This is a genomic window from Sphingomonas sp. Leaf10 (assembly GCF_001421245.1).
Taxonomy (GTDB): Bacteria; Pseudomonadota; Alphaproteobacteria; order Sphingomonadales; family Sphingomonadaceae; genus Sphingomonas.
On record NZ_LMKE01000013.1, the window covers coordinates 77,566 to 103,198 of the forward strand.

At 66.2% G+C, this 25,633-nt stretch carries 27 protein-coding genes and 1 pseudogene; 22 read left to right on the forward strand and 6 right to left on the reverse strand.

Translation table 11 applies throughout. The annotated features are described in order from the left end of the window. Positions 1 to 698 (reverse strand): annotated as a pseudogene (locus tag ASE59_RS11000) (4-hydroxybenzoate octaprenyltransferase); the annotation flags it as partial. Between the two features lie 179 nt (positions 699 to 877). Here ASE59_RS11000 and ASE59_RS11005 point away from each other — a divergent pair. After that, complete coding sequence (locus tag ASE59_RS11005; protein ID WP_056456023.1) at positions 878 to 1,732, forward strand: manganese catalase family protein; 855 nt, start codon at positions 878 to 880, stop codon at positions 1,730 to 1,732. Positions 1,733 to 1,781: 49 nt separating this feature from the next. Here ASE59_RS11005 and ASE59_RS11010 read toward each other — a convergent pair whose 3' ends face one another. After that, positions 1,782 to 1,979: a hypothetical protein gene (locus ASE59_RS11010; protein WP_056456025.1), complete on the reverse strand. Its 198-nt coding sequence runs from the start codon at positions 1,977 to 1,979 to the stop codon at positions 1,782 to 1,784. A 134-nt stretch (positions 1,980 to 2,113) separates the two neighbouring features. Here ASE59_RS11010 and ASE59_RS11015 point away from each other — a divergent pair, with 134 nt between their 5' ends. The 4 genes from ASE59_RS11015 to ASE59_RS11030 all read left to right on the forward strand — a co-directional run bounded on the left by ASE59_RS11015 (position 2,114) and on the right by ASE59_RS11030 (position 4,897). Next, positions 2,114 to 2,389: a hypothetical protein gene (locus ASE59_RS11015; protein WP_056456026.1), complete on the forward strand. Its 276-nt coding sequence runs from the start codon at positions 2,114 to 2,116 to the stop codon at positions 2,387 to 2,389. Continuing rightward, entirely contained in the window at positions 2,389 to 2,703 is a 315-nt protein-coding gene (locus ASE59_RS11020) for a DMT family transporter (protein ID WP_056456028.1), read from the forward strand. Before ASE59_RS11015 ends, ASE59_RS11020 begins: the two co-directional genes overlap by 1 nt. A 9-nt stretch (positions 2,704 to 2,712) precedes the next feature. After that, positions 2,713 to 3,456 carry a 16S rRNA (uracil(1498)-N(3))-methyltransferase gene (locus ASE59_RS11025; protein ID WP_056456030.1) on the forward strand — a complete coding sequence of 248 codons (744 nt, stop codon included), beginning with the start codon at positions 2,713 to 2,715 and terminating at the stop codon, positions 3,454 to 3,456. Between the two features lie 67 nt (positions 3,457 to 3,523). Then, positions 3,524 to 4,897, forward strand: coding sequence for a glutamate--cysteine ligase (locus tag ASE59_RS11030; RefSeq protein WP_056456439.1), 1,374 nt, complete (start codon positions 3,524 to 3,526; stop codon positions 4,895 to 4,897). 87 nt (positions 4,898 to 4,984) lie between these two features. Here the strand turns inward: ASE59_RS11030 and ASE59_RS11035 are convergent, their stop codons facing one another. Next, on the reverse strand, positions 4,985 to 6,328 hold the full coding sequence (locus ASE59_RS11035; RefSeq protein ID WP_414899176.1) for a methyltransferase family protein: 1,344 nt from the start codon (positions 6,326 to 6,328) through the stop codon (positions 4,985 to 4,987). Positions 6,329 to 6,376: 48 nt separating this feature from the next. Between ASE59_RS11035 and ASE59_RS11040 the strand changes: the two genes are divergently transcribed. Both ASE59_RS11040 and ppa read left to right on the forward strand, forming a co-directional pair. Next, positions 6,377 to 8,308 (forward strand): M61 family metallopeptidase, encoded by a 1,932-nt coding sequence (locus ASE59_RS11040; protein ID WP_082458272.1) that lies wholly within the window; start codon positions 6,377 to 6,379, stop codon positions 8,306 to 8,308. 139 nt (positions 8,309 to 8,447) lie between these two features. Beyond that, on the forward strand, positions 8,448 to 9,023 hold the full coding sequence (ppa, locus tag ASE59_RS11045) for an inorganic diphosphatase (RefSeq protein ID WP_056456032.1): 576 nt from the start codon (positions 8,448 to 8,450) through the stop codon (positions 9,021 to 9,023). Between the two features lie 188 nt (positions 9,024 to 9,211). Here ppa and ASE59_RS11050 read toward each other — a convergent pair whose 3' ends face one another. Both ASE59_RS11050 and ASE59_RS11055 read right to left on the reverse strand, forming a co-directional pair. Beyond that, complete coding sequence (locus ASE59_RS11050; protein WP_056456034.1) at positions 9,212 to 9,568, reverse strand: TfoX/Sxy family protein; 357 nt, start codon at positions 9,566 to 9,568, stop codon at positions 9,212 to 9,214. Continuing rightward, positions 9,565 to 10,458, reverse strand: coding sequence for a DMT family transporter (locus ASE59_RS11055; protein ID WP_056456036.1), 894 nt, complete (start codon positions 10,456 to 10,458; stop codon positions 9,565 to 9,567). Before ASE59_RS11055 ends, ASE59_RS11050 begins: the two co-directional genes overlap by 4 nt. A gap of 122 nt (positions 10,459 to 10,580) precedes the next feature. On the opposite strand from ASE59_RS11055, the gene ASE59_RS20925 reads away from it, so the two are divergent. Continuing rightward, the gene (locus ASE59_RS20925) at positions 10,581 to 10,706 is read left to right on the forward strand and encodes a hypothetical protein (protein ID WP_268795280.1); all 126 of its coding nucleotides are present in this window, start codon (positions 10,581 to 10,583) and stop codon (positions 10,704 to 10,706) included. Between the two features lie 80 nt (positions 10,707 to 10,786). Next, positions 10,787 to 11,425 (forward strand): DUF1345 domain-containing protein, encoded by a 639-nt coding sequence (locus ASE59_RS11060; RefSeq protein WP_056456038.1) that lies wholly within the window; start codon positions 10,787 to 10,789, stop codon positions 11,423 to 11,425. Positions 11,426 to 11,468: 43 nt separating this feature from the next. Here ASE59_RS11060 and ispG read toward each other — a convergent pair whose 3' ends face one another. Beyond that, the gene (gene ispG / locus ASE59_RS11065; RefSeq protein WP_056456040.1) at positions 11,469 to 12,593 is read right to left on the reverse strand and encodes a flavodoxin-dependent (E)-4-hydroxy-3-methylbut-2-enyl-diphosphate synthase; all 1,125 of its coding nucleotides are present in this window, start codon (positions 12,591 to 12,593) and stop codon (positions 11,469 to 11,471) included. A gap of 106 nt (positions 12,594 to 12,699) precedes the next feature. Between ispG and ASE59_RS11070 the strand changes: the two genes are divergently transcribed. From ASE59_RS11070 to ybeY, 13 genes are all read left to right on the forward strand, one after another. After that, positions 12,700 to 13,866, forward strand: a complete 1,167-nt coding sequence (locus ASE59_RS11070) for an acyltransferase family protein (protein WP_056456042.1) — start codon at positions 12,700 to 12,702, stop codon at positions 13,864 to 13,866. A gap of 34 nt (positions 13,867 to 13,900) precedes the next feature. Beyond that, positions 13,901 to 14,839, forward strand: a complete 939-nt coding sequence (locus ASE59_RS11075; protein ID WP_056456044.1) for an isoaspartyl peptidase/L-asparaginase family protein — start codon at positions 13,901 to 13,903, stop codon at positions 14,837 to 14,839. A gap of 228 nt (positions 14,840 to 15,067) precedes the next feature. Continuing rightward, on the forward strand, positions 15,068 to 15,910 hold the full coding sequence (locus ASE59_RS11080; protein ID WP_056456046.1) for a S1/P1 nuclease: 843 nt from the start codon (positions 15,068 to 15,070) through the stop codon (positions 15,908 to 15,910). Positions 15,911 to 16,008: 98 nt separating this feature from the next. Continuing rightward, a complete protein-coding gene (locus ASE59_RS11085) occupies positions 16,009 to 16,305 on the forward strand; it encodes a hypothetical protein (protein ID WP_056456048.1) in 297 nt (98 codons plus the stop codon). 67 nt (positions 16,306 to 16,372) lie between these two features. Further along, a complete protein-coding gene (locus tag ASE59_RS11090; protein WP_056456050.1) occupies positions 16,373 to 18,061 on the forward strand; it encodes a sensor domain-containing diguanylate cyclase in 1,689 nt (562 codons plus the stop codon). A gap of 66 nt (positions 18,062 to 18,127) precedes the next feature. After that, complete coding sequence (locus tag ASE59_RS11095) at positions 18,128 to 19,822, forward strand: long-chain-fatty-acid--CoA ligase (RefSeq protein WP_056456052.1); 1,695 nt, start codon at positions 18,128 to 18,130, stop codon at positions 19,820 to 19,822. 204 nt (positions 19,823 to 20,026) lie between these two features. After that, entirely contained in the window at positions 20,027 to 21,334 is a 1,308-nt protein-coding gene (gene miaB / locus ASE59_RS11100; RefSeq protein WP_082458277.1) for a tRNA (N6-isopentenyl adenosine(37)-C2)-methylthiotransferase MiaB, read from the forward strand. Next, positions 21,331 to 21,894: a hemerythrin domain-containing protein gene (locus tag ASE59_RS11105; RefSeq protein WP_200913267.1), complete on the forward strand. Its 564-nt coding sequence runs from the start codon at positions 21,331 to 21,333 to the stop codon at positions 21,892 to 21,894. The genes miaB and ASE59_RS11105 overlap by 4 nt, the downstream gene beginning before the upstream one ends. Positions 21,895 to 21,982: 88 nt before the next feature. Further along, entirely contained in the window at positions 21,983 to 23,041 is a 1,059-nt protein-coding gene (locus ASE59_RS11110; RefSeq protein ID WP_056456054.1) for an NAD(P)-dependent alcohol dehydrogenase, read from the forward strand. Between the two features lie 371 nt (positions 23,042 to 23,412). After that, on the forward strand, positions 23,413 to 24,414 hold the full coding sequence (locus tag ASE59_RS11115; RefSeq protein WP_056456056.1) for a PhoH family protein: 1,002 nt from the start codon (positions 23,413 to 23,415) through the stop codon (positions 24,412 to 24,414). A 51-nt stretch (positions 24,415 to 24,465) separates the two neighbouring features. Then, the gene (locus ASE59_RS11120) at positions 24,466 to 24,738 is read left to right on the forward strand and encodes a type II toxin-antitoxin system VapB family antitoxin (RefSeq protein WP_056456059.1); all 273 of its coding nucleotides are present in this window, start codon (positions 24,466 to 24,468) and stop codon (positions 24,736 to 24,738) included. Further along, positions 24,707 to 25,117: a type II toxin-antitoxin system VapC family toxin gene (locus ASE59_RS11125; protein WP_321163226.1), complete on the forward strand. Its 411-nt coding sequence runs from the start codon at positions 24,707 to 24,709 to the stop codon at positions 25,115 to 25,117. Before ASE59_RS11120 ends, ASE59_RS11125 begins: the two co-directional genes overlap by 32 nt. Then, positions 25,114 to 25,626 (forward strand): rRNA maturation RNase YbeY, encoded by a 513-nt coding sequence (gene ybeY, locus ASE59_RS11130; protein ID WP_056456063.1) that lies wholly within the window; start codon positions 25,114 to 25,116, stop codon positions 25,624 to 25,626. The genes ASE59_RS11125 and ybeY overlap by 4 nt, the downstream gene beginning before the upstream one ends. Positions 25,627 to 25,633: the final 7 nt, after the last annotated feature.

Consider the following 25,633-nt stretch of genomic DNA (forward strand, 5'->3'; position numbering starts at 1 on the left):
CCCGACCGCACCTTGCCGCCCATCGCCCGTGCCGAGGATCGCACCCCGACCATCGCGTCGTCCTCGATATCCTGACACGCATAGATGGTGTCGTAGCCGATCACCCACGCGATCGACCCGGCATAGAGTAGCGCGAGAGGCAGCCAGTCGTCGCTCCCCATCTGCGCCCAAGCGACCGGTGCCGCCCACGAGAACACCATGCCCAGCCACGCCTGCGGCCACCAAGTGATGCGCTTCATGAACGGATAGGCGGCGACCAGCGCCAGGCTGGCCAGCGCAACGATCGCGGCGGTGAAGTTCAGTTGCAGCAACACGACCAGCCCGATCAGGCTGAGGAACACCAGCCACGCCCATGCTGCCTTCACCGACACCGCGCCGCTCGCCAGCGGCCGATTGGCGGTCCGCGCCACCTGTCGGTCGAGATCGCGGTCGACGATGTCGTTATAGACGCATCCCGCGCCGCGCATCGCAATGCTGCCGAGCAGAAACCACAGCAGCATGTCCCACCGCTCGACTGCCCGCCCGGACAGCGCCATCGCCCATGCGCCCGGCCAGTAGAGCAGCCACCAGCCGATCGGCCGGTCGAACCGCGCGAGCAGCGCGAACGGTCGCGCGTGGCGCGGCAGCATCGCGATCAGCCCGCGATGTTCGGTATCGGCAACCTGTTCGGACGCGGCGGCAGGACTTGGGGACGACATGCCCCCTGCTGCCACGGCTGCGCCCGAAGCGACAGGGGGAATGCGCCGCGACGAACCGCCCGTCAGGTACGACCACTTGCGAAAACTGACGCAAGTTACGGAAATAAAGCCAAATTCCGCGCGACCTTCTGCATCGCCGACCCGTTGCAGCCCGACTGGTCTCCAGCGGAGTGTCCCCGATGTACTATCACGACAAACGGCTTCAGTACCCCGTCACCGTCGAGCGCCCCGATCCGGCCTTCGCGCGGATGCTGCAACAGGCGATTGGCGGGGTCGAAGGCGAGATTCGCGTCTGCATGCAATATTTCTTCCAGGCATGGGGCAATCGCGCGCCGACCACCAAATATCGCGACATGCTCCTGCACACCGCGACCGAAGAGATCGGCCATATCGAGATGCTGGCGACCGCCGTCGCGCTCAACCTCGAAACCGCCCCCGCCTCGCTGCAGGAGGAGGGCGCCAGCGACGGCATCGTCGGCGCGGTGATGGGCGGCCATAGCGCAAAGGCGTCGATCGAGGGGCTGATCCACAAGAACCTGCTGTCGGGTGGACTTGCGGCAATGCCGATCGATTCCGACGGCGTGCCGTTCAACATGAGCCACATCTATGCCAGCGGCAACGTCGCCGCCGACATGTATTGCAACGTCGCGGCGGAGAGCACCGGGCGCGTGCTGGCGGTTCGCCTGTTCAACGCCGCCCGCGACGACGGCATGAAGCGGATGCTGCATTACATGATCGCCCGCGACACCATGCACCAGCAGCAATGGCTGGCGGTGGTCGAGGAACTGGGCGGTGCCGCCGCCAACCTGCCGATTCCCAACAGCTTCCCGCAGGAGATGGAGGATCAGGCCAACAACTATAATTTCTACGCGACGTCGGTCGACGGCACCTTCCCCGAAGGTCGCTGGACCGATGGTCCCAGCGTCGACGGTCGCGGCGAGTTCACCGTGTTCCAGAACAAGCCCCTGGGCGAGGAACCCGTCCTTGGTCCGGCCCGCCCCGACAGCGGCGCGCAGGACAAGCAGATCGGCTAAACCGGCAATCCCCGCCGCCCCGTCCTGCGGGGCGGCGGGTCGCGATCGCTCAGCGCGCCTTGGCATGCTTCGCGTAATGATGGTGCATGGCGACGCAGCCCGCCGCCGCGCCAAGCAGCCCATGCCCCTTGCCGACGAAATGGCCGGCGACCGCGCCGGCAGCGGCACCGCGTACGCAGCCCTTGGCGAATGCCGGTTGCGCCGCCAGCATCGCCAGCGGCAGGACAATCAGCGAAACCGAACGCATGTCGAACCTCCCTCGGACACCATGTCCGATGCCGGATACAGTGCCCGAAACGGCGGATTTGTTGCGTTAAACCTTGGTCATGCCGCGGTCACGAACCGGTCGCGCGCGTGGCAGATCGCGGCTACAGACGGCGCATGGACCTCGACCAGTTGCTCAGCCATTATTTCGGATCGACCGACCCCGACACCGCCGATCCGGCGACGATCGCCGCCGCCCGCGAACGCATGGGCATCGACTTCGGGGTCGAGCGCGATCCGTCGCGCCGCTTTGCGCTGTGGACGCTGATGGACGCGCTTGGCTTCGCCCCGGCCCCCGCCGAAGCGTTCGAGAAGGAACCGGCGCTGCGCGCGGCGGCCGATCGCTATCTCGATGCCGCCTACCGGATCGAACGCGACGCGGAAACGCCGTGATGCCATGGGTGATGCTGACCGTCGCCGGACTGCTGGAGATCGTCTGGGCTTATTATATGAAACTGTCCGACGGCTTTTCGAAACCGCTGCCGACCATCGCCACCTTCGTCACGATGTTCCTGAGCTTCGGGCTGCTCTCGCTCGCGATGAAGCAATTGCCGCTCGGCACCAGCTACATGGTATGGACCGGTATCGGCGCGCTCGGCGCCTTCGTGGTCGGCATCGTCCTGCTCGGCGAAGCGGTCACGCCGCTGCGTCTGACGGCGGCGGCGATGCTGCTCGGCGGGCTGGTGCTGATGAAGCTGGCGTCCTAACCGGCGTCCATGCCCGCTACCCCCGCCTGGCCGCCCGATTCGTCGCCCCGCCTGTTCGTCGAAGAACCGCTCACTCAAGGCGCGCAGGTCCGCCTCGACGGCGCACAGGCGCATTACCTGCTCTCGGTGATGCGCGTGAAGGACGGCGACACCGTCCGGCTGTTCGACGACCGGACCGGCGAATGGCGCGGTGTCGCGACGCAGGTCCGCAAGCGCGACCTGATCCTCGACCTGACCGACCATCTGCGCGACCGCGAGATCGTACCCGACCTCTGGCTGTGCATCGCCCCGACCAAGAAGGGCCGCATCGACTGGGTGATCGAAAAGGCGTGCGAGCTGGGCATCGACCGCATTCTGCCGGTGCTGACCCGCCGCACCGTCGTCGATCGCCTGAACCTCGATCGCCTGCGCGCGCACGCGGTCGAGGCGGCCGAGCAGTGCGGCCGCACCGCGCTTCCCACACTCGCCGAACCGGTCAAGCTGACGGCGTTGCTGCGCGACTGGCCCGAGACCCGTACGCTGTTCTTCGCCGACGAAACCGGCGGCGTGCCCGCCGTCGAGGCGATGCGGGGCCACCCCGGCCCCGCCGCGATCCTGATCGGCCCCGAAGGCGGCTTCGACCCCGAGGAACGCGACGCGGTCCGCGCTTTACCCCAGGCGGTCGGCATCGCGCTCGGCCCCCGCATCCTGCGCGCGGAGACGGCGGCGGCGGCGGCGACCGCCTTGTGGATGGCGGCGGCCGGCGACTGGTAGCGGCACTATACCCATATCAACGACAGCCCCCTAGCGTCGCCCCTCCACCCCGTTTATGGGCGCGACCATGAGCACGAAGACCGTTTCGGACAGCAACGCAGCGGCCATCGAGGACCGCTCGCAACTGATCGCCTATTTCGCGGGGGGCGAGAAGCCGGCGGAACGCTGGCGCATCGGTACCGAGCACGAGAAATTCGTCTACCGCACCCGCGATCATGCGGCGCCGTCCTATGACGAACCGGGCGGCATCCGCGACCTGCTCGCCGGCCTCGAACGCTTCGGCTGGCGCCCGGTCGAGGAGGGCGGCAAGGTCATCGCGCTGACCGGCAAGGACGGATCGGTCAGCCTCGAACCTGCCGGACAGTTCGAACTGTCGGGCGCGCCGCTCGAAAACCTGCATCAGACCTGTGCCGAAACCGGTCGCCATCTCGATCAGGTGAAGGCGGTCGGCGACGAACTCGGCCTCGGCTTCCTCGGTCTCGGCATGTGGCCCGACAAGCGCCGCGACGAACTGCCGATCATGCCCAAGGGCCGCTATGGCATCATGCTCAACCATATGCCGCGCGTCGGCACCATGGGCCTCGACATGATGCTGCGTACCTGCACCATCCAGGTCAACCTCGACTATGCCAGCGAGGCGGACATGGTGCAGAAATTCCGCGTCGGCCTCGCGTTGCAGCCGCTCGCGACCGCGCTGTTCGCCAATTCGCCTTTTACGGAAGGGCTGCCCAACGGCCAACTTTCCTATCGCTCGCACATCTGGTCCGACACCGATCCCGCACGCACCGGCATGCTGCCCTTCGTGTTCGAGGACGGCTTCGGCTATGAACGCTATGCCGACTATGCGCTCGATGTGCCGATGTACTTCGTCTATCGCGACGGTCGCTATATCGACGCCGCCGGCCTGTCGTTCCGCGACTTCCTGAAGGGCGAACTGGCGGTCCTGCCGGGCGAGAAGCCGACGATGGACGACTGGGCCGACCACCTCTCCACCGCTTTCCCCGAAGTGCGGCTCAAGACCTTTCTCGAAATGCGCGGTGCCGATGGTGGTCCATGGGGGCGCATCTGCGCACTGCCCGCCTTCTGGGTGGGGCTGCTCTACGACCAGGGCGCGCTCGACGCGGCATGGGATCTGGTCAAGGGCTGGTCGATCGACGACCGGCAGGCGCTGCGCGACGCGGTCCCGGCGCTTGGTCTCGACGCGCCGCTGCCCGGCGGCGGTCGCCTGCGCGACGTCGCGGGCGAGGTGCTCGACATCGCCGGAAGCGGCCTCTCCGCCCGCCGCCGCCTCGGCCCGTCGGGCGAGGACGAAAGCGGCTTTCTCGAACCGCTGCGCGAGGTCGTCCGGTCGGGCAAGGTCCCGGCGCAGGTCATGCTCGACAAGTTCGCCGGCGAATGGGCCGGGGATTTGACCAAGGTGTACGACGAATACAGCTTCTGACCGGAAAATCCGCCCCATTCCATGGGGAGGGGGACCGTCCGCGCAGCGGATGGTGGAGGGGCGCCGCCGCAAGCGCTGCGCCCGTGGCTACACCCCTCCACCATGCTGCGCATGGTCCCCCTCCTCGCGTAGCGGGGAGGATCGGAAGAGACTTGTCACCAACCCATGCCGCATCATCCAGCGGCTGTACGCCCGGTACACCGGGTCCGCACCCAGATGCCGTTCCTCGGTCTTGGCGCGCCAGTAATAGACCCCGCTGACCGCCGCCATGATCGCGGTGTTGCGCGCCGCCTCGGTCCAGCTGTCCGCCGTGGTCAGCACGGGGATCGTCGAAATCCACCAGAACAGGTTCTTCGACAGATAGGCCGGATGCCGGCTGAACGCATAGGGTCCGTGCGTCAAAATGCCGCGATGCGTCAGGTTCGAAAAGCGCAACCCGAACGCCATCGTCGCCCACGCATAGATGGCGGTCAGCCCTATCAGCGCCGCGCCGGTCATCCACAACAACACCGGCGACCCGGCGAACCAGTGCGTCCAGTCCGCCGTCCCCGGATGATAGTCGAGCGGCCCGCCATCGGCCATCAGGATGAAGGGCGGATAGCAGATCAGCGCCGCCGCCCACCCCGCCGCATAGGGCGTGGCGGACCGGATATGGCTGTCGAGCGGCCGCATCGCGAGGATATATCCCGCCGTCGCGAACGCCACGTCGATCACGAACATGAAGGTGATGAGCCAGTTCGCCAGCGGCACCGGCCCGGTCAGGATCTCGGCGCGCTGGGTACGGATGAACTCGCCGAACCCCGGCGGCACGATGGCAAGCATGAAGGCGAGGAAGAATGCCTTCACCGCCCAGCCGCGCAGGTGATTGTAGATCGCTTCCCGGTCGATCGGTTCGGGCAGGTGCATCGCCCATGCCCCCAGCGCCCAGCACCCGTCCTTCGGATCCACCAGCCGCCGGTCGATCCACAACATGTACGGGATCGACAGCAGGAACAGCGGCACCGCCGCCCATTCGAACGCCCACATCGAGAAAGCGAACCCACCCTCCCAATAGAAGCGCCCGGTGGCATAGATGCCGGCGATCGCGCCCCAGGTCAGCCATAGCCCGGCCAGCTTTGTCAGGCTGATCTCCACCGTTTCGCGCCACGGCCGGACATTGCTCCAGTCGATGCCCGTCGACGGATTGCGATGCACCTTGTCGACCAGCAGCGACCACAGCACCATCGGCAGCGCGCAGGCAGCGACATTGACCAGCGCCGCATAGGGCCCGTCCATCCCGTAATGCCATGCGACCGCGATCCACGTGCACAGCCCGGCAAGCCCGGCCAGCCCCACGCCGGTCGACACCGCCGATGCTGGTCGCGATTCGGGTTCGGCTTGCGTAGCCAACGACTTGGCGTGATACATGGTGCCATCCGCTATCACCGACATGGTAAGCATCCGGTGAAGCATATCCGCGTCCGAAGGAAGTCCCTGCCCTTGCGTACCAATTCGTTGCGTATCCCGCTGACCGCGTTTTTGTTGACCACCGCCCTGCCCGCCGCCGCGCAGATCAACCCGCCGGGCAACACCCTGCCGCAACCCACCCCGATCGTCGATACCGTGCCGTTGGCGCGCGACGTCGACTATCCCGGCACGATCAAGCTCGACGTCGATGCGACCGACACGGTGCAGGGCATTTTCCGCGTGAAGGAAACGATCCCCGTCGCCCGCAGCGGCCACATGGTGCTGATGATGCCGAAATGGCTCCCCGGAAAGCACGGTCCGCGCGGCGAGATCGAGAAGCTGGCCGGCCTCGTCGTTCGCGCCAATGGCCGTGAGCTGCCTTGGACCCGCGACGTGCTCGACATGTATTCCTTCCATCTCGACGTGCCCGCCGGCGCGAAGAATCTGGACGTACAGTTCCAGTTCCTGTCGGCGCAGCAGGGCGATCAGGGCCGCATCGTCGTGACGCCCGAAATGCTGAACCTGCAATTCGAAGCGGTCAGCCTCTACCCCGCCGGCTATTACACCCGCCGCATTCCGATCGAGGCATCGGTACGCTACCCCGCCGGCTGGACCGCCGCATCGGGCCTGCCGTCGAAGATGCAGGGCGGCGTCTATAAATATGACCGTACCAGCTACGAAACGCTGATCGACTCGCCGGTGTTCGCCGGCAAATATTTCAAGCGTTTCCCGCTGACCGACCGCGTCGGGTTGAACATCGTCGCCGACAAGCCGTCCGAACTCGCCGCCACCCCCGAACAGATCGCCGCACATACCCGGCTGGTCGAACAGGCGGTGAAGCTGTTCGGCGCACAGCATTACGACAAGTACGAATTCCTGCTGTCGATCACCGACAAGATGGGGTCGATCGGCCTCGAACATCATCGCTCATCGGAAAACGGCGTCGATCCGGGCTATTTCACCGACTGGAATTCGGGGCCGGGCGAACGCAACCTGCTGCCGCACGAATTCACCCATAGCTGGGACGGCAAATATCGCCGTGGCGCCGACCTGTTCACCCCGGATTTCCGTACCCCCATGCGCAACTCGCTGCTGTGGGTCTATGAAGGGCAGACACAGTTCTGGGGCTATGTGCTGCAGGCGCGATCGGGCCTCGTGTCGAAACAGGACACGCTCGACGCCTATGCCGACATCGCCGCCGCATTGGACGCGCGCGAGGGGCGGCAATGGCGCCCGTTGATCGACACCACCAACGATCCGGTCATCAGCGCCCGCCGTCCGAAGGGATGGGTCAGCTGGCAGCGGTCGGAGGATTATTACAACGAAGGGCTGCTGGTGTGGATGGAGGTCGACTCGATGCTCCGCAAGCAGTCGGGCGGCACCAGGTCGATGGACGATTTCGCCCGCGCCTTCTTCGGGATGCGCGACGGCGACTGGGGCGTGCTGCCCTATACGCTGGCGGATGTCGTCAAGACGCTGAACGGTATCCAGCCCTATGACTGGGCCGGCTTCCTCGACAAGCGGCTGAACGCGCGCACCGATCGCGCGCCGATCGACGGCTTCGCCGCCAATGGCTACCGCCTGACCTATACCGACACCCCGACCCCCTATCTGAAGGGGCGCGAGAAGAGCGCGGGCGGCGTGTCGCTACCCTATTCGCTGGGTCTGGGCGCGAACAAGGACGGCAAGGTCACCAGCGTGATGTGGGGCAGCCCGGCGTTCAAGGCAGGGTTCGAGATCGGCACGACGATCGTCGCGGTGAACGGCAGCGCCTACACCCCCGATCGCCTGCGCGACGCGGTCGGCGCGGCCAAGGGGACCAAGGATCCCATCCGCCTGACCGTCAACATGCACGACGCGGTGCGCGAGGTCGCGATTCCCTATCAGGACGGGCATCGTTATCCCCGTCTCGAAAAGATCGGTCAGGGCGACAATGGCCTCGACCGGTTGCTGACCGCGAAATGACGTCCGGCCGGGTGGTCCCTTTGCGGGACCGCCCGGCCTTTACCTGCGACGATTCCAAACAAAACGTGCTTCATCGGTTGTTAAATCCGGGTAAAGGGCGCGTCACACGCGCGTCCGTGCGGGAAAAGGGAGACTATCAATGCGCATCGACATGGTGCCGGTCGGCGACAATCCGCCGAGCAGCCTGAACGTCATCATCGAAGTTCCGACCGGTGGCGAACCGGTGAAGTATGAATTCGACAAGGCGTCGGGCGCGCTGTTCGTCGACCGCATTCTGCACACGCCGATGCGCTATCCGGCGAATTACGGCTTCGTCCCGCACACCCTGTCGCCCGATGGCGATCCGCTCGACGCGCTGGTCGTTTCGCGCTCGCCCTTCATCCCCGGCTGCGTCGTCCGCGCCCGCCCGATCGCGGTGCTGAACCTCGAAGACGAAGCCGGCGGTGACGAAAAGCTGGTCTGTGTGCCGGTCGACTCGACCTTCCCCTATTACAGCAACGTCGGCGAACGCGCCGATCTTCCCGAAATCGTGTTCGAACAGATCGAACACTTCTTCACCCACTATAAGGACCTCGAAAAGAAGAAGTGGGTCCGCATCGGTACGTGGGGCGGTGCCGAAGAAGCCAAGCGCATCACGCTGGAAGCGATCGAACGCTACAACGAAGCGAAGGCACAGGGCGAAGAGCCGCACGACTACGACGTACCGGGTCGGTGAGCCAGACGGGCGGGGATTTCCCCGCCCGTTTTGTTTTGGGGGCGAGCAACTTACGTCGCAGCTACCCCTTCGTCACTCCCGCGAAGGCGGGAGTCCATAGACGCTGCCGTCTCCGACAATATACCGCCGCCGGTGTATATGGATTCTCGCCTGCGCGGGAATGACTATGCGAGAGCCGAGGAACGCGCTCATCCCTTCGCCCGCCGTCGCTTGACCGGCACCCGCCGCCCAGCCTCGACCGCCAGCGCCGCCCATTGCCCGAGCAGGTCGGGATCGTCGAACACCCCGTCGGGCGCGCGACGATAGTTCATCGTCGCCACGCTGCCGTCCTTGCGCGCGTAGGTGAACCGGGCGCAGCCTTCCGCATCCCATAGCGGATCGGCCACGGCATCCGATTTGAACCACAGCACGTCGTCGAGCACGATCGCGAAGACGGTGCCGCCCAGATACAGCGTCGCGCCGCCCATCATCCGCCGCCACGTCACGCGACCGGTCGGCGCCAGCGCCTCCTCGATCCAAAGCAGCAATCCCTCGTCCGCGCTCATGCCCCCGCCTCGCTCTGCACCGCCGGCACCCGCCGCCGGACCGCGACCACGCAGCCCGCGACGATGAGCAGCGCGCCGACTACCGTATAGGGCGACACCGTTTCGCCGAACGCGATCCAGCCGGCCAGCGCCGCCCACACGAACGCACTATATTCGACCGGGGCCAGTACCTGCGCCTCCGCCCGCGCATAGGCCCAGGCAAGCGCCATCACCGACGCGATATTGAGCAGGATCGCCCCCGACAACGGCAACAACTGCGCCCACGCCGGCACCGCCCCCAACCACGGTGCGGCGGGCAGCAGCATCGTCCCGATCACCAGATTGGCGAAGAACGCGACCTCGACCGGATCGGCGACCTGCGCCTGCCGCCGCAGCAGGATCAGGCTGCCGGCATAGAGCACCGACGCGGCGACGCAGGCAAGGCTGCCGAGCACCGCCTGCGTCGAGGCATCGGCCTGCACCTCCCCCGCCGCGATCACCAGCACGCCCGCCGATGCGATGACCGATCCGACGATCGCCGCGCGGCGGATCGTTTCGCCGAGGAACAGCGCCGCCAGATACAGCGCGATCAGCGGCGCGAGAAAGGTCAGCGCCACCCCCTGCGCCATCGGTACGCGAGCGAGGCCCCAGAAGAACAGGACGACTGACGATCCCGCCGCCAGCCCGCGCGCGATATGCAGCCGAAGCGTCGCCCGCGCCGGCCAGCGCCGCCCGACCGCGACGAACAGCACGCCGCACAGTATCGCGCCGCCGATCGACCGCCACAGCACGGCGTTGTAGGCACCACTGTCGATCGACAACTGCTTCATCAGCGCGTCCATGACCGTGTAGACCATGATCCCGCCCCCGGCGACGAGGAAGGCGCGCAAGCTGGACGGGGCGGCGGGCATCGGCGGACCTCTTGCGAACGGCGGACGGGATCGCTGTCGCGTGCGCGTCGATTTGATGCAAGGGCGGGGGTGCGGATGGTGTAGACCGATCGCCGGGCGTCTCGCCCGCAAAGGACAACGTCATGGCCAAGAGCCAGCAGAAGTCGAACAAGGAACTCCGCAAGCCCAAGGCGGCCAAGGTGAAGACCATCGCCGCCAATGCATCGACGAAGGACAAGCCGGTCGCGATGGTGACGATCAAGAGCTGAACGGGTCCGGCGCCCGGCCTTCCCGTCACGGGACCGCCGGGCTGCTTCCGAACGGCGGGGCGGTGCGATACAGGAACCGCATGTCGCTCAATCTCGGCCAACGCATCGCGCCGCCCCGCTTCATCGCCTTCGCGCTGGTCGCGGGTGCGGTGGGGGCGTGGAGCATCCCCGCCTTCGGCTGGCACAGCGGCATTCCGCTGGCGTTCGACGCCGGGGCGGTCGTCTTCCTGTTATCGTGCATCCCGCTCCTCGGCGCATCGACCGATGCGATGCGCGCCGCCGCGATCCGCAACGACGCAAACCGCACGTTGTTGTTATTGCTCTGCGCGGCGATCGCGATCGTGGTGCTGGCAGCGATCGGCGTCGAACTGGCGCAGCGCGGCCGTCCGGGCGCGGGCGTCGTGATACTGGTCGTGGCGACGCTGCTGCTTGCCTGGGCCTTCGCCAACACCATCTATGCCATGCATTATGCGCATCTGTTCTACACTGCCGATGCCACCGGCACGGACAGCGGCGGCATCGCCATGCCCGGCACCGACGAACCCGATTACTCGGACTTTGTCTATTTCGCCTTCACGCTCGGCATGACGTTCCAGACCTCGGACGTGTCGATCACCTCGCGCATCATGCGTCGCACGGTTACCGGCCACTGCCTGATCGCGTTCGTGTTCAATCTGGGCGTGGTCGCGTTCAGCGTGAACGTGCTGGGCGGGTCTTAAGGGAGCGAACTCCCCTCCCTGGAAGGGAGGGGAGTAAAGAACTCTATTCCGCCGCCTGCGGTACTACCGCACCCGCCGCCTCGATCTCCGCCGCCTTGGCCTCGACGAGTTTGACGATATGCTCGATCATGTTGGCGTCCTGCACATGGTGATCGGTCACCCCCGACAGATAGACCATGTGCCGGCCGTTACCGCCGCCGGTAATGCCGATATCGGTCTCGCGCGCTTCGCCGGGGCCGTTGACGACGCAGCCCAGTACCGACAGCGACATCGGCGTGCGGATATGCTGCAACCGCTCCTCCAGTGCCTGCACGGTGCGGATCACGTCGAAGCCCTGCCGCGCGCAGGACGGGCACGACACGACACGCACGCCGCGATTGCGGATGCCCAGCGCCTTCAGGATTTCGAACCCGACGCGAATTTCCTCTTCCGGTTCGGCCGACAGCGACACGCGGATCGTATCGCCGATCCCGAACCAGAGCAGCGACCCGATGCCGATCGACGACTTGACCGTCCCGCCTACGAACCCGCCCGCTTCGGTGATGCCCAGATGCAGCGGGCAATCGACCATCTCGGCCAGTTGCTGGTACGCCGCGACCGCCATGAACAGGTCGGACGCCTTCACCGCGACCTTGAATTCGTGGAAGTCGTGGTCCTGCAACAGCTTGATATGGTCCATCGCCGATTCGACCAGCGCATCGGGGCACGGCTCGCCATATTTTTCGAGCAGATGCTTTTCGAGGGAGCCGCCGTTCACGCCGATCCGGATCGCGCAGCCATTGGCCTTGGCCGCGCGCACGACTTCGGCGACGCGCTCGTTCGATCCGATATTGCCCGGATTGATGCGCAGGCAAGCAGCGCCCGCGTCGGCGGCTTCGAGCGCGCGCTTATAGTGGAAATGGATGTCAGCGACGATCGGCACGCGCGCGGCGCGGGTGATCTGGCGCAGCGCAGCGGTGCTCGGCACGTCGGGACACGACACGCGGATGATGTCGGCGCCCGCCTCTTCGCAGCGGCGGATCTGGTCGATCGTCGCCACCGCGTCGGAGGTGTCGGTATTGGTCATCGTCTGCACCGTGACCGGCGCGTCGCCGCCGACGGGGACGTTGCCGACCATGATCTGGCGGCTCTGCCGGCGGTGGATATCGCGCCAAGGGCGGATCGACATGGTAAATTCTCGCTAACGCTTCGGTTATCCCTAGCTAGTATAGGGCGCCATTGCGTCAGGCGAAAGTCGCATGGACACCGGGCGCGGGGAACGTAGGTACGACTGCATGACACCGGCGGGCCGCCATTACGGGCTGGACTGGCTGCGCATCGCCGCGTTCGCCATGCTGATCCCCTATCATGTCGCGCTGGCGTTCAGCCCGTGGCACTGGATCGTGTCGTCCGGCCACGCCTATCCGGCACTCGTCGCGCCGATGGCGGCGCTGACGCCATGGCGGCTGGGCCTGTTGTTCGCGGTGTCGGGCTATGCCGGGGCGACGCTGTTCGCGCGCGCCGGCGATGCGGCGGCCTTTGCTGGCGACCGGTCGCGGCGGCTGTTGATCCCGCTCGCCTTCGGCATGGTCGCGGTGGTCCCGATCGAAATGTGGGTGCGGGTGCGCGAGGCCGGCTATGCGCGCGACTATTTCCATTTCTGGCTGTTCGATGCCTGGACCAGCGGCACCCATTGGGGCGTCGAGTTCCCCAGTTGGGAGCATCTCTGGTTCCTCGTCTATCTCTGGGCCTACACGATGATCGTGGCGGGGATGGTCGCGTGGCGGCGCGGGCTGGCATGGCTCGACCGGGCGGCGGCGTGGCTGGCGATCAGCCGGCGGCTGCTATGGGCGCCGATGGCGGTGATGGTGGCGGCGCGGCTGGCGCTGCTGTTCGTGATCCCCGAACGGCAGGGGCTGTTTCGCGACTGGGCGGGCCATTCGCAGTTCCTGACGCTGTTCCTCCTCGGCTTCCTCATCGCGCGCCATCCGCCGTTGTGGCGCGCGCTGCACCGCTTCTGGAGACCAGCCGCGCTGCTGGCGATGCTGGGCGGCGCCGTCACAATTGGGGTCGAGGTCGCTTATCCGGGTAGCGCCATGCCGCCGCACGCACTGATGGCCGCCAGCCGTGCGGGCCGGTCGGTCATGGCGTGGGGCATGGTCGTCACCCTGTTCCATCTCGCCGATGCTCATGCCAATCGCGACCATCGCTGGCGCCGCGCGCTCGGACAGGCGGTGTTTCCCGCCTATATCGTCCATCACCCCGCGATCGTGCTGGCGACATGGTGCACATTGCCGCTGGCGCTGGCCCCTGCTGCACAGGCGGCGGTGATCCTGACCGCGACGATCGCCACCTGCGGTGCGACCGTCGCGCTTGCCCGGCTGGTGCCCGCCTTCGGCATGTTGGTCGGCGTCGCGCCCCGCGCCGCGCGACGGGGTGGCATCGCCCCCGCGATCTGCTAGCAGCCCGGATGCCCAACCGTAGCAGGACCAGATCATGTCGAGTGCCCCCGCCCCCCGCTGGACCCTGTTGGTGCATGGCGGTGCCGGCATCCTGACCCGCGACACCGTCAGCGCGCAAACCGACGCAGCCGCTCGCGCCGGCCTCGACGCCGCCCTTGCCGCCGGCGAAGCGGTCCTGTCGTCGGGCGGTACCGCGCTCGACGCGGTCGAGGTGGCGGTACAGGTGCTGGAGGACGATCCGACCTTCAATTCTGGGCGCGGCGCCGTCTTCACCTTCGACGGCGCGATCGAACTCGACGCGGCGATCATGGACGGCGCGACCCGCGCGGCCGGTGCCGTCGCCGGCGTCACCCGCACCCGCCATCCGGTCAGCCTTGCGCGCGCGGTGATGGAACACAGCCCGCACGTGCTGTTGGCCGGCAAGGGTGCCGACATCTTCGCCACCGAACAGGCCGTCGAACAGGTCAATCCCGACTGGTTCGTCACCCCCGAACGCCGTGCCCAGCTCGACAAGATGAAGGCCAATCCCGATGGCTGGTTCGACGTCGACATGAAATACGGCACCGTCGGCGCGGTCGCGGTCGATACTGCGGGTCATGTCGCGGCGGCGACCTCGACCGGCGGAGTCACCGGCAAGCGCTGGGGCCGGGTCGGCGATTCGCCGCTGATCGGGGCCGGCACCCATGCCGACGATCGCGCCTGTGCCGTCTCCGCGACCGGAGCCGGCGAATTCTTCATCCGCATCGGCGTCGCGCACGAGATTTCGGCCCGCATCCGCTTTGCCAACGAAGACCTGCAAACCGCCGCCGATGCCGTACTGGCCGAGACGCAGGCACTGGGCGGCACCGGCGGGGTGATCGTCGCCGGCCCCGATGGCGACGTCGCCTGGAGCTTCACCACGCCCGGCATGTACCGTGGTCGCGCCGGCAGCGACGGCACCCGCCGCGTCGCCATCTATGGCGAGGAAGGTTAGGGCAGATCGGCCTTCAGTTCCCTAGACGCGGGACGACTGCTTTATCCGCTATCGTCACTCCCGCGAAGGCGGGAGTCCATATGCGCCAGTGTTGCGAATCCAGCCGAAACGGCAGCGGTTATGGATTCCCGCCTGCGCGGGAATGACGGAAATTCGCGATCGTCGCTGAAGGTCGATCGGCCCTAGTTCCGGTTTCCATGCCGGACGACACGCTTTAAACGCCCGACGATGATTCGTCGCTTGTTGCTCGCGCTTGCCTGCCTGTTCGCCACCTCACCGGCCTATGCCTATTGGGAGTTCGGGCACCAGAGCGTGGCGACGATCGCCCGGCTGAACGTCAGACCCGCAACCCGCGCCGCGATCGACCGCATCCTGCGGCACCAGGTGCTGCTCGAAACCCCGACCTGCCCGGCGCGCACCATCGAGGAAGCGAGTGTATGGGCCGATTGCGTCAAGCCGCTCGGCGAACGCTTCAGCCACGCCTATTCGTGGCATTACCAGAATGTCGACGTCTGCAAGCCGTTCGACCTTGAGGCGGCGTGCAAGGACGGCAACTGCGTCTCGGCGCAGATCGAACGCGATGTGAAGCTGCTGAAGGACCCCAAGGTCCCGATGCGCGAGAAGGTGATGGCCCTAGCCTTCCTCGTCCATTTCGTCGGCGACCTGCACATGCCGCTCCATGCCGGTGATCGCGGGGATCTGGGGGGCAACCGCGTGAAGGGCGATTACGGCATCTATCATCCCGACCGCTTCAACCTGCATTCGATCTGGGACGGCCCGCTCGCCGAACGCGCGATCAGCACCCCGCCCTCGATCCTGCGCGCCTACACCGCCGCCGAGCGCGCGCCCATTCAGGCCGGCACCGTCGAGGACTGGAGCCGCGACAGCTGGCAGATCAGCCGCGACTATGCCTATGCGCCGGCCCTCGGCGGCGACGGTTGCGGCCCCAAACCCGCAGGCCGGATCAAGCTGGACGACGCGACCATCGCCCGGCTGGTGCCGATCGCGCAGGGACAGGTGAAGAAGGGCGGCCTGCGCCTCGCCCGCCTGCTCGACGAAGCGCTCGGCTAAACCCTTCACAAATCCACCCCATTGCGCGCCGCGCCCACGCATGTCAGCTTGGGCCTCAGCCAACGACCGCGACGACGCGGCGAGCGATAGGGGTAAGGATGCGGATTTTCGTGACGATCGCGGCAGCGACGCTGCTGGCCGGATGTGGGTTGAGCCCGGCGCAGGGCGGCCCCGAACTGGTGGTGAGCGGCCCGAGCGAGGCAGTCGCCGCCTTCGTCCGGCAACAGGGTGCCCATAAGCCGAGCCGGGCGACGACCTTTCCGCAATCAGTCGGCCCCGGCCGGTCCAGCGCGCGCGTGCTGACCCCCGCCGGCACCAGCGCCGATACCCTGCGCCAGATCGCGCAACAGGCGACGGTCGCCGGGCTGACCGCGGCGGTCGTCGCCGCCAACTGACCCCCGATCCGAAAAAACAAACGCTGCGTTAACCGAATCTTGGCGCGTCGAATGGCATGCCGAACCTATGGTAACGGCCTGTCGGACCCTGATAATCGCGCTGCTCCTGGCGTTCGGTGCGTTCGGCGCCGCGCCCGTACGCGCGCAGGCGGGGATCGTCGGCACACCGGTCGCGACCTGTGTCAGCCGCGTCCAGCCCGGCGATACCGTCCGCGGGGTGCTGGCCCGGCCCGGCCGGTTCGACTGCACCACCCGTCAGACTGCTCTCGGCCGCGGCGATTACTGGGTGCTGTCGGATCGCCTGCCGCCATTCGCCGATCCGGCCGCGCCGATCCGCGTGCGACAGGTCAGCCTGTGGCAGGGGTCACTCGCCGTCTACGCCGTCGCCGCCAATGGCCGCATCACCGGATGGATCGACGACAATGTCGGCATCGGCCGTCATATCCAGCTGGGCGCGATCGTCGAACACCGCTTCGTGCCCGATGGCGCGCCGATCGAGCGGGTGTTGTGGCGCGTCGGCGACAGCGTCAACATGCGCGGCATCGTGCTGGGCGTCCGCATCGCCAGCGATGCCGAAAGCCAACGCTCGAACATGCTGCTCGCCGCGCTCTATGCCGGGTTCATCGGCCTGTGCGCCGGCCTGCTCTTCTATAATTTCGTGCTGTGGCGCGTGCTGCACCACGATTTCCAGATCGCCTATTGCGGGCTGCTCGCCTGCCTGGTGATCTATGCGCTGTCGTCGTCGGGGATATTGGCGTGGATGCTGCCCGAACTGGGCAACAACCGCCGCATCCTGACCAGCTATGTGGTGCTGTCATGGGGCATGGCCTCGGCACTGGCCTTTTGCGCCTGCTTCTTCGAACGCCGCATCCTCGATGGCTGGCCGCTGCGGCTGTTGTACATGGTCATCGCCATTTTCGGTACGCTCGGCCTGCTCCTGATGGCGGTCGGGCCGGTCGCCATCCCCATGCTCGACCGCAGCTTCTCGGTGACCATGTTTTGCGCACCGCTCGCGGTGGGGCTGGTGGTGTGGCACGCATGGCAGCGGCACAGCGACTATCTCTGGCTGTTCGCGCTCAGCTGGGCGGCGCCGATGGTGATGCTGGTCGTCCGCTCGCTCTACAATCTCAATCTGTTGCTGTGGAGCTTCTGGATCGACAATTCGACGCTGGTGGCGATGAGTATCGAGACGCTGATGGCCAGCATCGCCATCGCCTATCGCATCCGCGTGCTCAGCCGCGAACGCGACGAGGCCGTGCGGCAGGAAGCGATCTCGCGCGAGCTGGCCGATACCGATCCGCTGACCGGCCTGCTCAACCGCCGCGCGTTTCTGGCGCGGGCGATCGCGGCGGATGGGTCGCGCACGCTGATGCTGTTCGACATCGATCATTTCAAACAGGTCAACGATACGATCGGCCATGACGGCGGCGACGAGGTGTTGCGACAGTTCGCCCGTACGCTGCGCCTCCACGCCCCGCCCGGCGTGCTGGTCGCACGCATGGGCGGCGAGGAATTCGCGCTGCTGGGTCGGGAGGGGGCAATGCCCGATCCCGACGTGCTCCTAGCCAATGTCCGTGCGCAACGCCTGCCCTATGACCTGCGCGTCACCAGCAGCATCGGCATCTGTCACGGGCCGCTCGCCGACGAAAATGACTGGAAACGCCTCTATCGTCTCGCCGACAAGGCATTGTTCGAGGCGAAGGCCGCCGGCCGAGACCGCGCCGGTCGGGCGCCGCCCCTATCGCTCGTCGCGTAGCGGTTGCGGTTACGGGCCGCGCAACCCGGCTTGCATGACGTGCAACGGCTGCTTACACCTTTGTAAATGAGCAGCGCCGCACCGATCCTCGACCGCTACGCCCATCCGGTTCGCTGGGACGAACCGATACCGCCGATGTCGATGGTGACGCTGTTCGAGGAATCGGCCGCCCGGCGCGGGTCCGCCCCGCTGATCGACTTTCTCGGCCGGCATTACAGCTATGCCGAAACGAAGAACGGCGCCGACCGGGTCGCCTGTGGCCTCGCCAAGCTTGGCTATGGTCCGGGGGACCGCATCGGCCTGTTCCTGCCGAACGTGCCGCATTATGTCGCCGCCTATTACGGCATCCTCAAACTCGGCGCGACGGTCGTCAACTTCTCGCCGCTCTACACCGCGCAGGAACTGGCGGCGCAGGTCGAGGATTCGGGGACGAAGCTGCTGTTCACCCTCTCCGCCTCGGCGCTGTTGCCGACCGCGCTGGACGTGCTGGAACGCAGCTCGCTCGAACGGCTGGTCGTCGGATCGATCGCGGGCGCGCTGCCCGCCGCCAAATCGCTCTTCTATCGCTGGTTCCGATCGCAGGAGGTGACGCCGCGACCCGACGATCCGCGCGTTTCGGCCTTCTCCGCGCTGATCGCCAATGACGGCGGCTGCGTGACGCCACAGATCGATCCGACACGCGACCTCGCGCTCATCCAATATACCGGCGGCACGACGGGCAGTCCGAAAGGCGCGATGCTCAGCCATGCCAATCTGTCGGCCAATGCCCGGCAGGTCGCTTGGCTCGACCCCGATGGCAACACGAAGCTCGATCGCATCCTCGGCGTGCTGCCGATGTTCCATGTCTTCGCCAATACCTGCGTCCTCAACCGTACCGTCGTGGTGGGCGGCGAGATCGTGATGCTGCCCCGCTTCGACGCCGGACAGGTGCTGGCCGCGCTCGACCGGACGAAAGCGACGGCGCTGCCCGGCGTGCCGACCATGTACCGCGCGCTGCTCGACCATCCCCGCCTGAAGCAGACCGACTTTTCCTCCCTGCGCTATTGCATTTCGGGCGGCGCGCCGATGCCGCCCGAGTTGAAGGAACGGTTCGAGGCGGCGACCGGCGCGACGCTGGTCGAGGGATACGGTCTGTCGGAAAGCTCGGGCGTGGTGTCCTGCAACCCCTATGCCGGCCCGCAACAGGCCGGCAGCATCGGCCAGCCGATCGCGGGCACCCGCGTCCGGCTGGTCGACAAGGAGGGCCCGACCCGCGATCCCCCCGCCGGCGAACCGGGCGAGATCGTCGTCGCCGGGCCGCAGATCATGGCCGGCTATTGGCAGCGTCACGATATGGACGACACGACCTTCTGCGTCGATGCCGACGGCACGCACTGGCTGCGGACCGGCGATGTCGGCACCATCGACGAGGACGGCTTCATCCGCATCGTCGACCGGTTGAAGGACATGATCGCCGTCGGTGGGTTCAAGGTGTTCCCGAGCGAGATCGAACGCGTCCTCTACCACCACCCCGCCGTCCGCGAGGCGTTGGTCGTCGGCCTCCCTAGCGACTATCGTGGCGAAAGCCCGCACGCCTATGTGACGCTGGCCGACGACGCCGATGTCGATGGCGACGCGCTGAAGGCATGGCTCAACCCCCAGCTCGGCAAGCACGAACGCGTCGACGAAGTCGTCGTCCGCCTGACCCTGCCGAAAACGCTGATCGGCAAGCTGAGCCGCAAGGACCTGATCGCCGAAGTGATGGCAGAGCGACAGGGGTAATTGGTTCACGCGAAGGCTCGCAGTTCGTCTGGCGAAGCCTCTCGCTTGCTGAACGATAGATGGAGAGCCGCTGTTACGGCGCGCACCACATCTCCGCGCCTCTGCGCCTCTGCGCGAACCACCCCTTTTTCTCTCCGCGCCTTCGCGCCGTCGCGTGAACCGGAATCCTTTCTACCACGGCCGAAATCCGGTACAGGCCCGCCGATGACCACCCCGAAAACCTTCCACGTCAAGTCGTTCGGCTGCCAGATGAACGTCTATGACGGCGAGCGCATGGCCGAACTGATGGCGGCGCAGGGCATGACCGCGACCGACGATGCCAATGCCGCCGATCTGGTCGTGCTCAACACCTGCCACATTCGCGAAAAGGCGACCGAAAAGGTCTATTCGGACATCGGCCGCCTGCGCAAACATGGCGCCGACCCGATGATCGCCATCGCCGGCTGCGTGGCGCAGGCCGAAGGGGAGGAGATCGTCCGTCGCGCCGGGGTCGATGTCGTGGTCGGCCCGCAGGCCTATCACAACCTGCCGAAACTGGTCGCCGACGCGGCTGCGGGCAAGCCCGCACTCGACACCGACATGCCGCCCGAATCCAAATTCGGCCATCTGCCCACCCGTCGCCGCAGCGGACCCAGCGCGTTCCTGACCGTGCAGGAGGGGTGCGACAAATTCTGCACCTACTGCGTCGTACCCTATACGCGCGGTGCCGAAATCAGCCGCCCCTTCGCCCGCATCGTCGACGAGGCGAAGGCGCTGGTCGACGGCGGCGCGCGTGAAATCACACTGCTGGGTCAGAACGTCAATGCCTGGACGGATAGCGACGGTCGCGGCCTCGACGCCTTGATCCGTGAACTGGACCGCATTCCGGCACTTGAGCGCATCCGTTATACTACCAGCCACCCGAACGACATGACGCAGGGGCTGATCGACGCGCACCGCGATGTCGAGAAGCTGATGCCGTTCCTGCATTTGCCGGTACAGGCCGGCAACGACCGCGTGCTCAAGGCGATGAACCGCAGCCATACCGCCGACAGCTATCTGCGCCTGCTCGACCGCGTCCGCGCCGCCCGCCCCGATATCGCGCTGTCGGGCGACTTCATCGTCGGCTTTCCCGGCGAAACCGATGCCGAGTTCGAGGATACGCTGCACCTCGTCGATGCGGTCGGCTATGCGCAGGCGTTCAGCTTCAAATACAGTCCCCGCCCCGGCACCCCCGCCGCCGACATGGCCGGTGAAGTGCCGATGGCGGTGATGGACGAACGACTGCAACGGTTGCAGGCGGCGCTGCTGCGCGATCAGAAGGCGTTCAACGACCGGGCGGTCGGCCGCATCTGCCAAGTGCTGGTCGAACGTCAGGGCCGCCATGCCGGGCAGATGCTCGGCAAGTCGCCATGGCTGCAATCGGTCCATTTCCTGACCGATGCGAAGATCGGCGACATGGTCGAGGTCGAGATCGTCGCGACCGGTGCGGTCTCGCTATCGGGCGTGGAGCGGGTGCGAGCTGCAGCGTGAGCGACCTCGCAACGCGCGGGGCCATCGGTGACGACCTTGCCTATCTCCGCGCCGCCTATCCGCAACCCGACTGGCGCACCCATGCCAATTTCGGTCAGCTCGCCGATTTCTGGCTGCACATCCATGCCTCGCTGCGCGCCGAAGCGGCGGCGGTCGAAACCTCGCTGACCGCCTTTCGCGATGGCAAGCTCGACGCGCAGGCATTCCAGCGGCGTTTCGTCCCCGATCTCAACCGTTTCCTCCAACATCTGAACGGCCATCATCAGGTCGAGGATCACGCCTATTTCCCCAAATTCCGCGCACTCGATCCACGCATGGCGCGCGGCTTCGACCTGCTCGACGCCGATCACCACGCGATTCACGACGCGCTGGAGGCGAATGTGACCGGTGCACGCACCCTGCTGGCGGCACTTGGTGGATCGGGCGCGGTCGATCGCGCCGCCGCCGACTATGCCGAGCGGTCGCGGGCGCTCTTGGCGATGCTCAACCGCCATCTGGCCGATGAAGAGGATCTGGTGATTCCGGCGATGCTCGAACATGGCGAACGGCGCGTGACCTGAAAAATCACGCCGTTGATATGATGTATCAGCAACGAATGCCAACCGGTTGCATTGTGCTGGCGAATTCCTCCATCAACGGAAATCCAGCATGACGACCCCCGCAATGAGCTATGCCGCGCAATCGGCCGACAGCAAGCTCGCCCCCTTCTCGTTCAATCGCCGCGATCCCCAGGCGAACGACGTCGCCATCGACATCCGCTATTGCGGCGTCTGCCACAGCGATCTGCACACCGCGCGCGGCGAATGGCCCGGCACCCTCTACCCCTGTGTCCCCGGCCACGAGATCGTCGGCACCGTCACCGCCGTCGGCAGCGACGTGACCAAGTTCAAGGTCGGCGACACGGTCGGCGTCGGCTGCATGGTCGACAGCTGCGGCGAATGCCCGTCCTGTCATGAGGGTGAGGAGCAATATTGCACCGGCACCGGCTTCGTCGGCACCTATAACGGTCCCGACCCCGTTCTCGGCGGCCATACCTTCGGCGGCTATTCGGACCATATCGTCGTCGATCAGGATTTCGTGCTCGCTATCAAGCACGACGTCGCCGACCTCGCCGCCGTCGCGCCGCTGCTGTGCGCCGGCATCACCACCTATTCGCCGCTCAAGCACTGGAAGGTCGGACCGGGCCAGAAGGTCGGCATCGTCGGTCTGGGGGGCCTCGGCCATATGGGCGTGAAGATCGCCGCGGCGATGGGTGCCGAGGTCTATGTCTTCTCCACCTCGCCCAACAAGCGCGACGACGCCATCCGTCTAGGTGCCAAGGACCTGATCGTGTCGAAGGACGCCGACGCGATGGGCGCTCACGCCGGCAGCTTCGACTTCATCCTCAACACCGTGGCCGCCGCGCACGACCTCGACCAGTTCCTCGGCCTGCTCAAGCGCGACGGGACGATGACGCTGGTCGGCGTGCCGGAAACCCCGCACCCCTCGCCCTCGGTCGGCAACCTGGTCTTCGGTCGTCGTTCGCTTGCAGGGTCGTTGATCGGCGGCATCGCCGAAACGCAGGAAATGCTCGACTTCTGCCATCAGCACGGCCTGACCGCCGATATTGAGACGATCGCGATGGACGAAATCGAAACCGGTTACGACCGGATGCAGAAGAGCGACGTGAAGTATCGCTTCGTCATCGACATGGCGACGCTGAAGTAAGGATTGGGGTTCACGCGAAGGCGCGGAGGCGCGGAGGCGCGGAGAAGAAGTATTTTCCGCGCAGAGGCGCAGAGGACGCAAAGGGGTTTCGGGCGGGGCGGCCTGATATGCCCGGCGAAGCCTATCGATCCGCTGCGTCGAGCCAGGAAAGCCGCTGACGCGGCAAACGTAACCCCTCCGCGTCCTTTGCGCCTCTGCGCGCAATCTCCTTTACTTTCTCTTCGCGCCTTCGCGCCTTCGCGTGAACCAAGTTTCGCTTTCCCCCCGCAAAAGCATCTGCCAGTCTCGCCCATGATGCAGTCGCGCCGCCCCGTCCGATTCCAGGCCCAGCCCGGACCCGCGCGCCATCGCCCTCCGACCGAAAGGATCGCATGAGCCGCAAGCCCGTCCCCGCCGTAGCCGGCCAGCGCGCCCGCGCCGAGATCAGCTTCGACAAGCCGCAACTCCTCTCCCGCCTGTTCGGGGAATTCGACGCAAATTTGCTGGCGCTCGAGGAACGGCTGGGTGTCTACATCACCGCTCGTGGCGATCGGGTCGGGATCGAGGGGTCCGCCGAGGCGGTGGCCCATGCCCGCGAGGTGCTGAACGAACTCCACCGCCGCATCCTGCGCGGTGAGGAGGTCGATCCGGGCCTGATCGACGCGGTCATCGCCATGTCGTCGCAACCCGCGCTCGACGGTATCTTCCGCGCCGAAAGCGGTCAGGGCGCTCCGTCGATCATGATCCGTACGCGCAAGAAGACGATCGTCCCGCGCACCGTCGCGCAGGCTAGCTACATGCACCAGCTGCTCGGCAACGACATCATCTTCGCCCTCGGACCGGCGGGCACCGGCAAGACCTATATCGCCGTGGCACAGGCCGTCGCGCAGCTCATCACCGGCAGCGTCCAGCGCCTGATCCTGTCGCGGCCGGCGGTCGAGGCGGGCGAAAAGCTCGGCTTCCTGCCCGGGGACATGAAGGAGAAGGTCGATCCCTATCTCCGCCCGCTGTACGACGCGCTGAACGACTGCCTGCCCGCCGAACAGGTCGAACGCCGCATCCTGTCGGGCGAGATCGAGATCGCGCCGATCGCCTTCATGCGCGGCCGGACGCTCGCCGACGCCTTCGTCATCCTCGACGAAGCGCAGAACACCACCCCCGCGCAGATGAAGATGTTCCTGACCCGCTTCGGACAGAACAGCCGAATGGTGGTGTGCGGCGATCCCAACCAGACCGACTTGCCCGGCGGCGTACAGGCATCGGGCCTTGCCGACGCCACCCGCCGTTTGGAGGGGATCGAGGGCATCGCCTTCGCCCGCTTCGGTGCCGGCGACGTCGTCCGCCACCCGATCGTCGGGCGCATCGTCGAAGCGTATGAGGGCAAGGACGCTTGAGTTGAGGGATATCCCTCATTACCTTGCGGGATATCCCTTCGGAGACCGGTGATGGCCTCGCTTTACATCAAGGACCCGGAGACCGCAGCGGCGGTGGCTCGCGTCGCCAAACGGCTCGGCAGAAGCAAGACAGAGGTCGTGCGCGACGCAGTGCTTCGCGTCGAGGATGATTTGGACAAGACCGAACCGCGTCGAAACCTGATCGAATGGATGCGAGAGTACCGCCTGAAACATCCTTTGCCCCCGCCGACCGGACTGGAAGCCGACAAGGCGTTCTACGACTGGTTGTCGGGTGAAGAAGACGTCGATGACAATATTCGTTGATGCCTCGGCGTTCGTAGCGATGATCGCTGGCGAAGCGGACGGCGAGCAGTTGATGGAACGACTGATGCAGGACGCGGATCCGATCTGGTCGGCAATGACGGAATGGGAAACCGTCGTGGCATTATGTCGGTCCTATCATTATCCGATCGAGCGCGCGCGACAGGAAGTGCAGGACACGGCGCACGCAGCCGTGCTGCGCCGGGTAGAGATCGGATCGGACGAATCCCGCATCGCCCTCGATACCTATCATCGGTATGGCAAGGGTCGTCATCCGGCCAAACTCAACATGGGCGATTGCTTCGCCTATGCCTGCGCCCATACCAACAACGCCACGCTCCTCTACAAGGGCGACGACTTCGCAAGGACCGACCTCAGATGATCGACATCGCCGTACAGGCAGAGGCCGACTGGCCGCAGGATCAGGATTGGGAGGCGCTCGCTACCCGCGCCGCCACCGCCGCGATCGGCCGCACGCCGCAGGGCGCATGGCTTACCGATCCGGCACTGATCGAGATCGCGATCCGCCTGACCTCCGATGACGAGGTGCAGACCCTCAACCGCCAGTATCGGCAGAAGGACAAGCCGACCAACGTCCTGTCCTTTCCGATGATCCAGCCCGACCTGCTCGACACCGTCACGCAGAACAGCGACGATGGCGAAGTGCTGCTGGGCGACATCGTGCTCGCCCACGGCGTCTGTGTTGCCGAGGCGGCGGAACGCGGCATATCGGTCGCCGATCATGCCACGCACCTGATTGTTCATGGCTGCCTGCATTTGCTAGGCCATGACCATCAAAATGATGCCGAGGCGGAAGCCATGGAGGCGATCGAGCGTTCGACGCTCGCCGAACTCGGCCTGCACGATCCCTATCCGGTTACAGAGGACTGACACGACC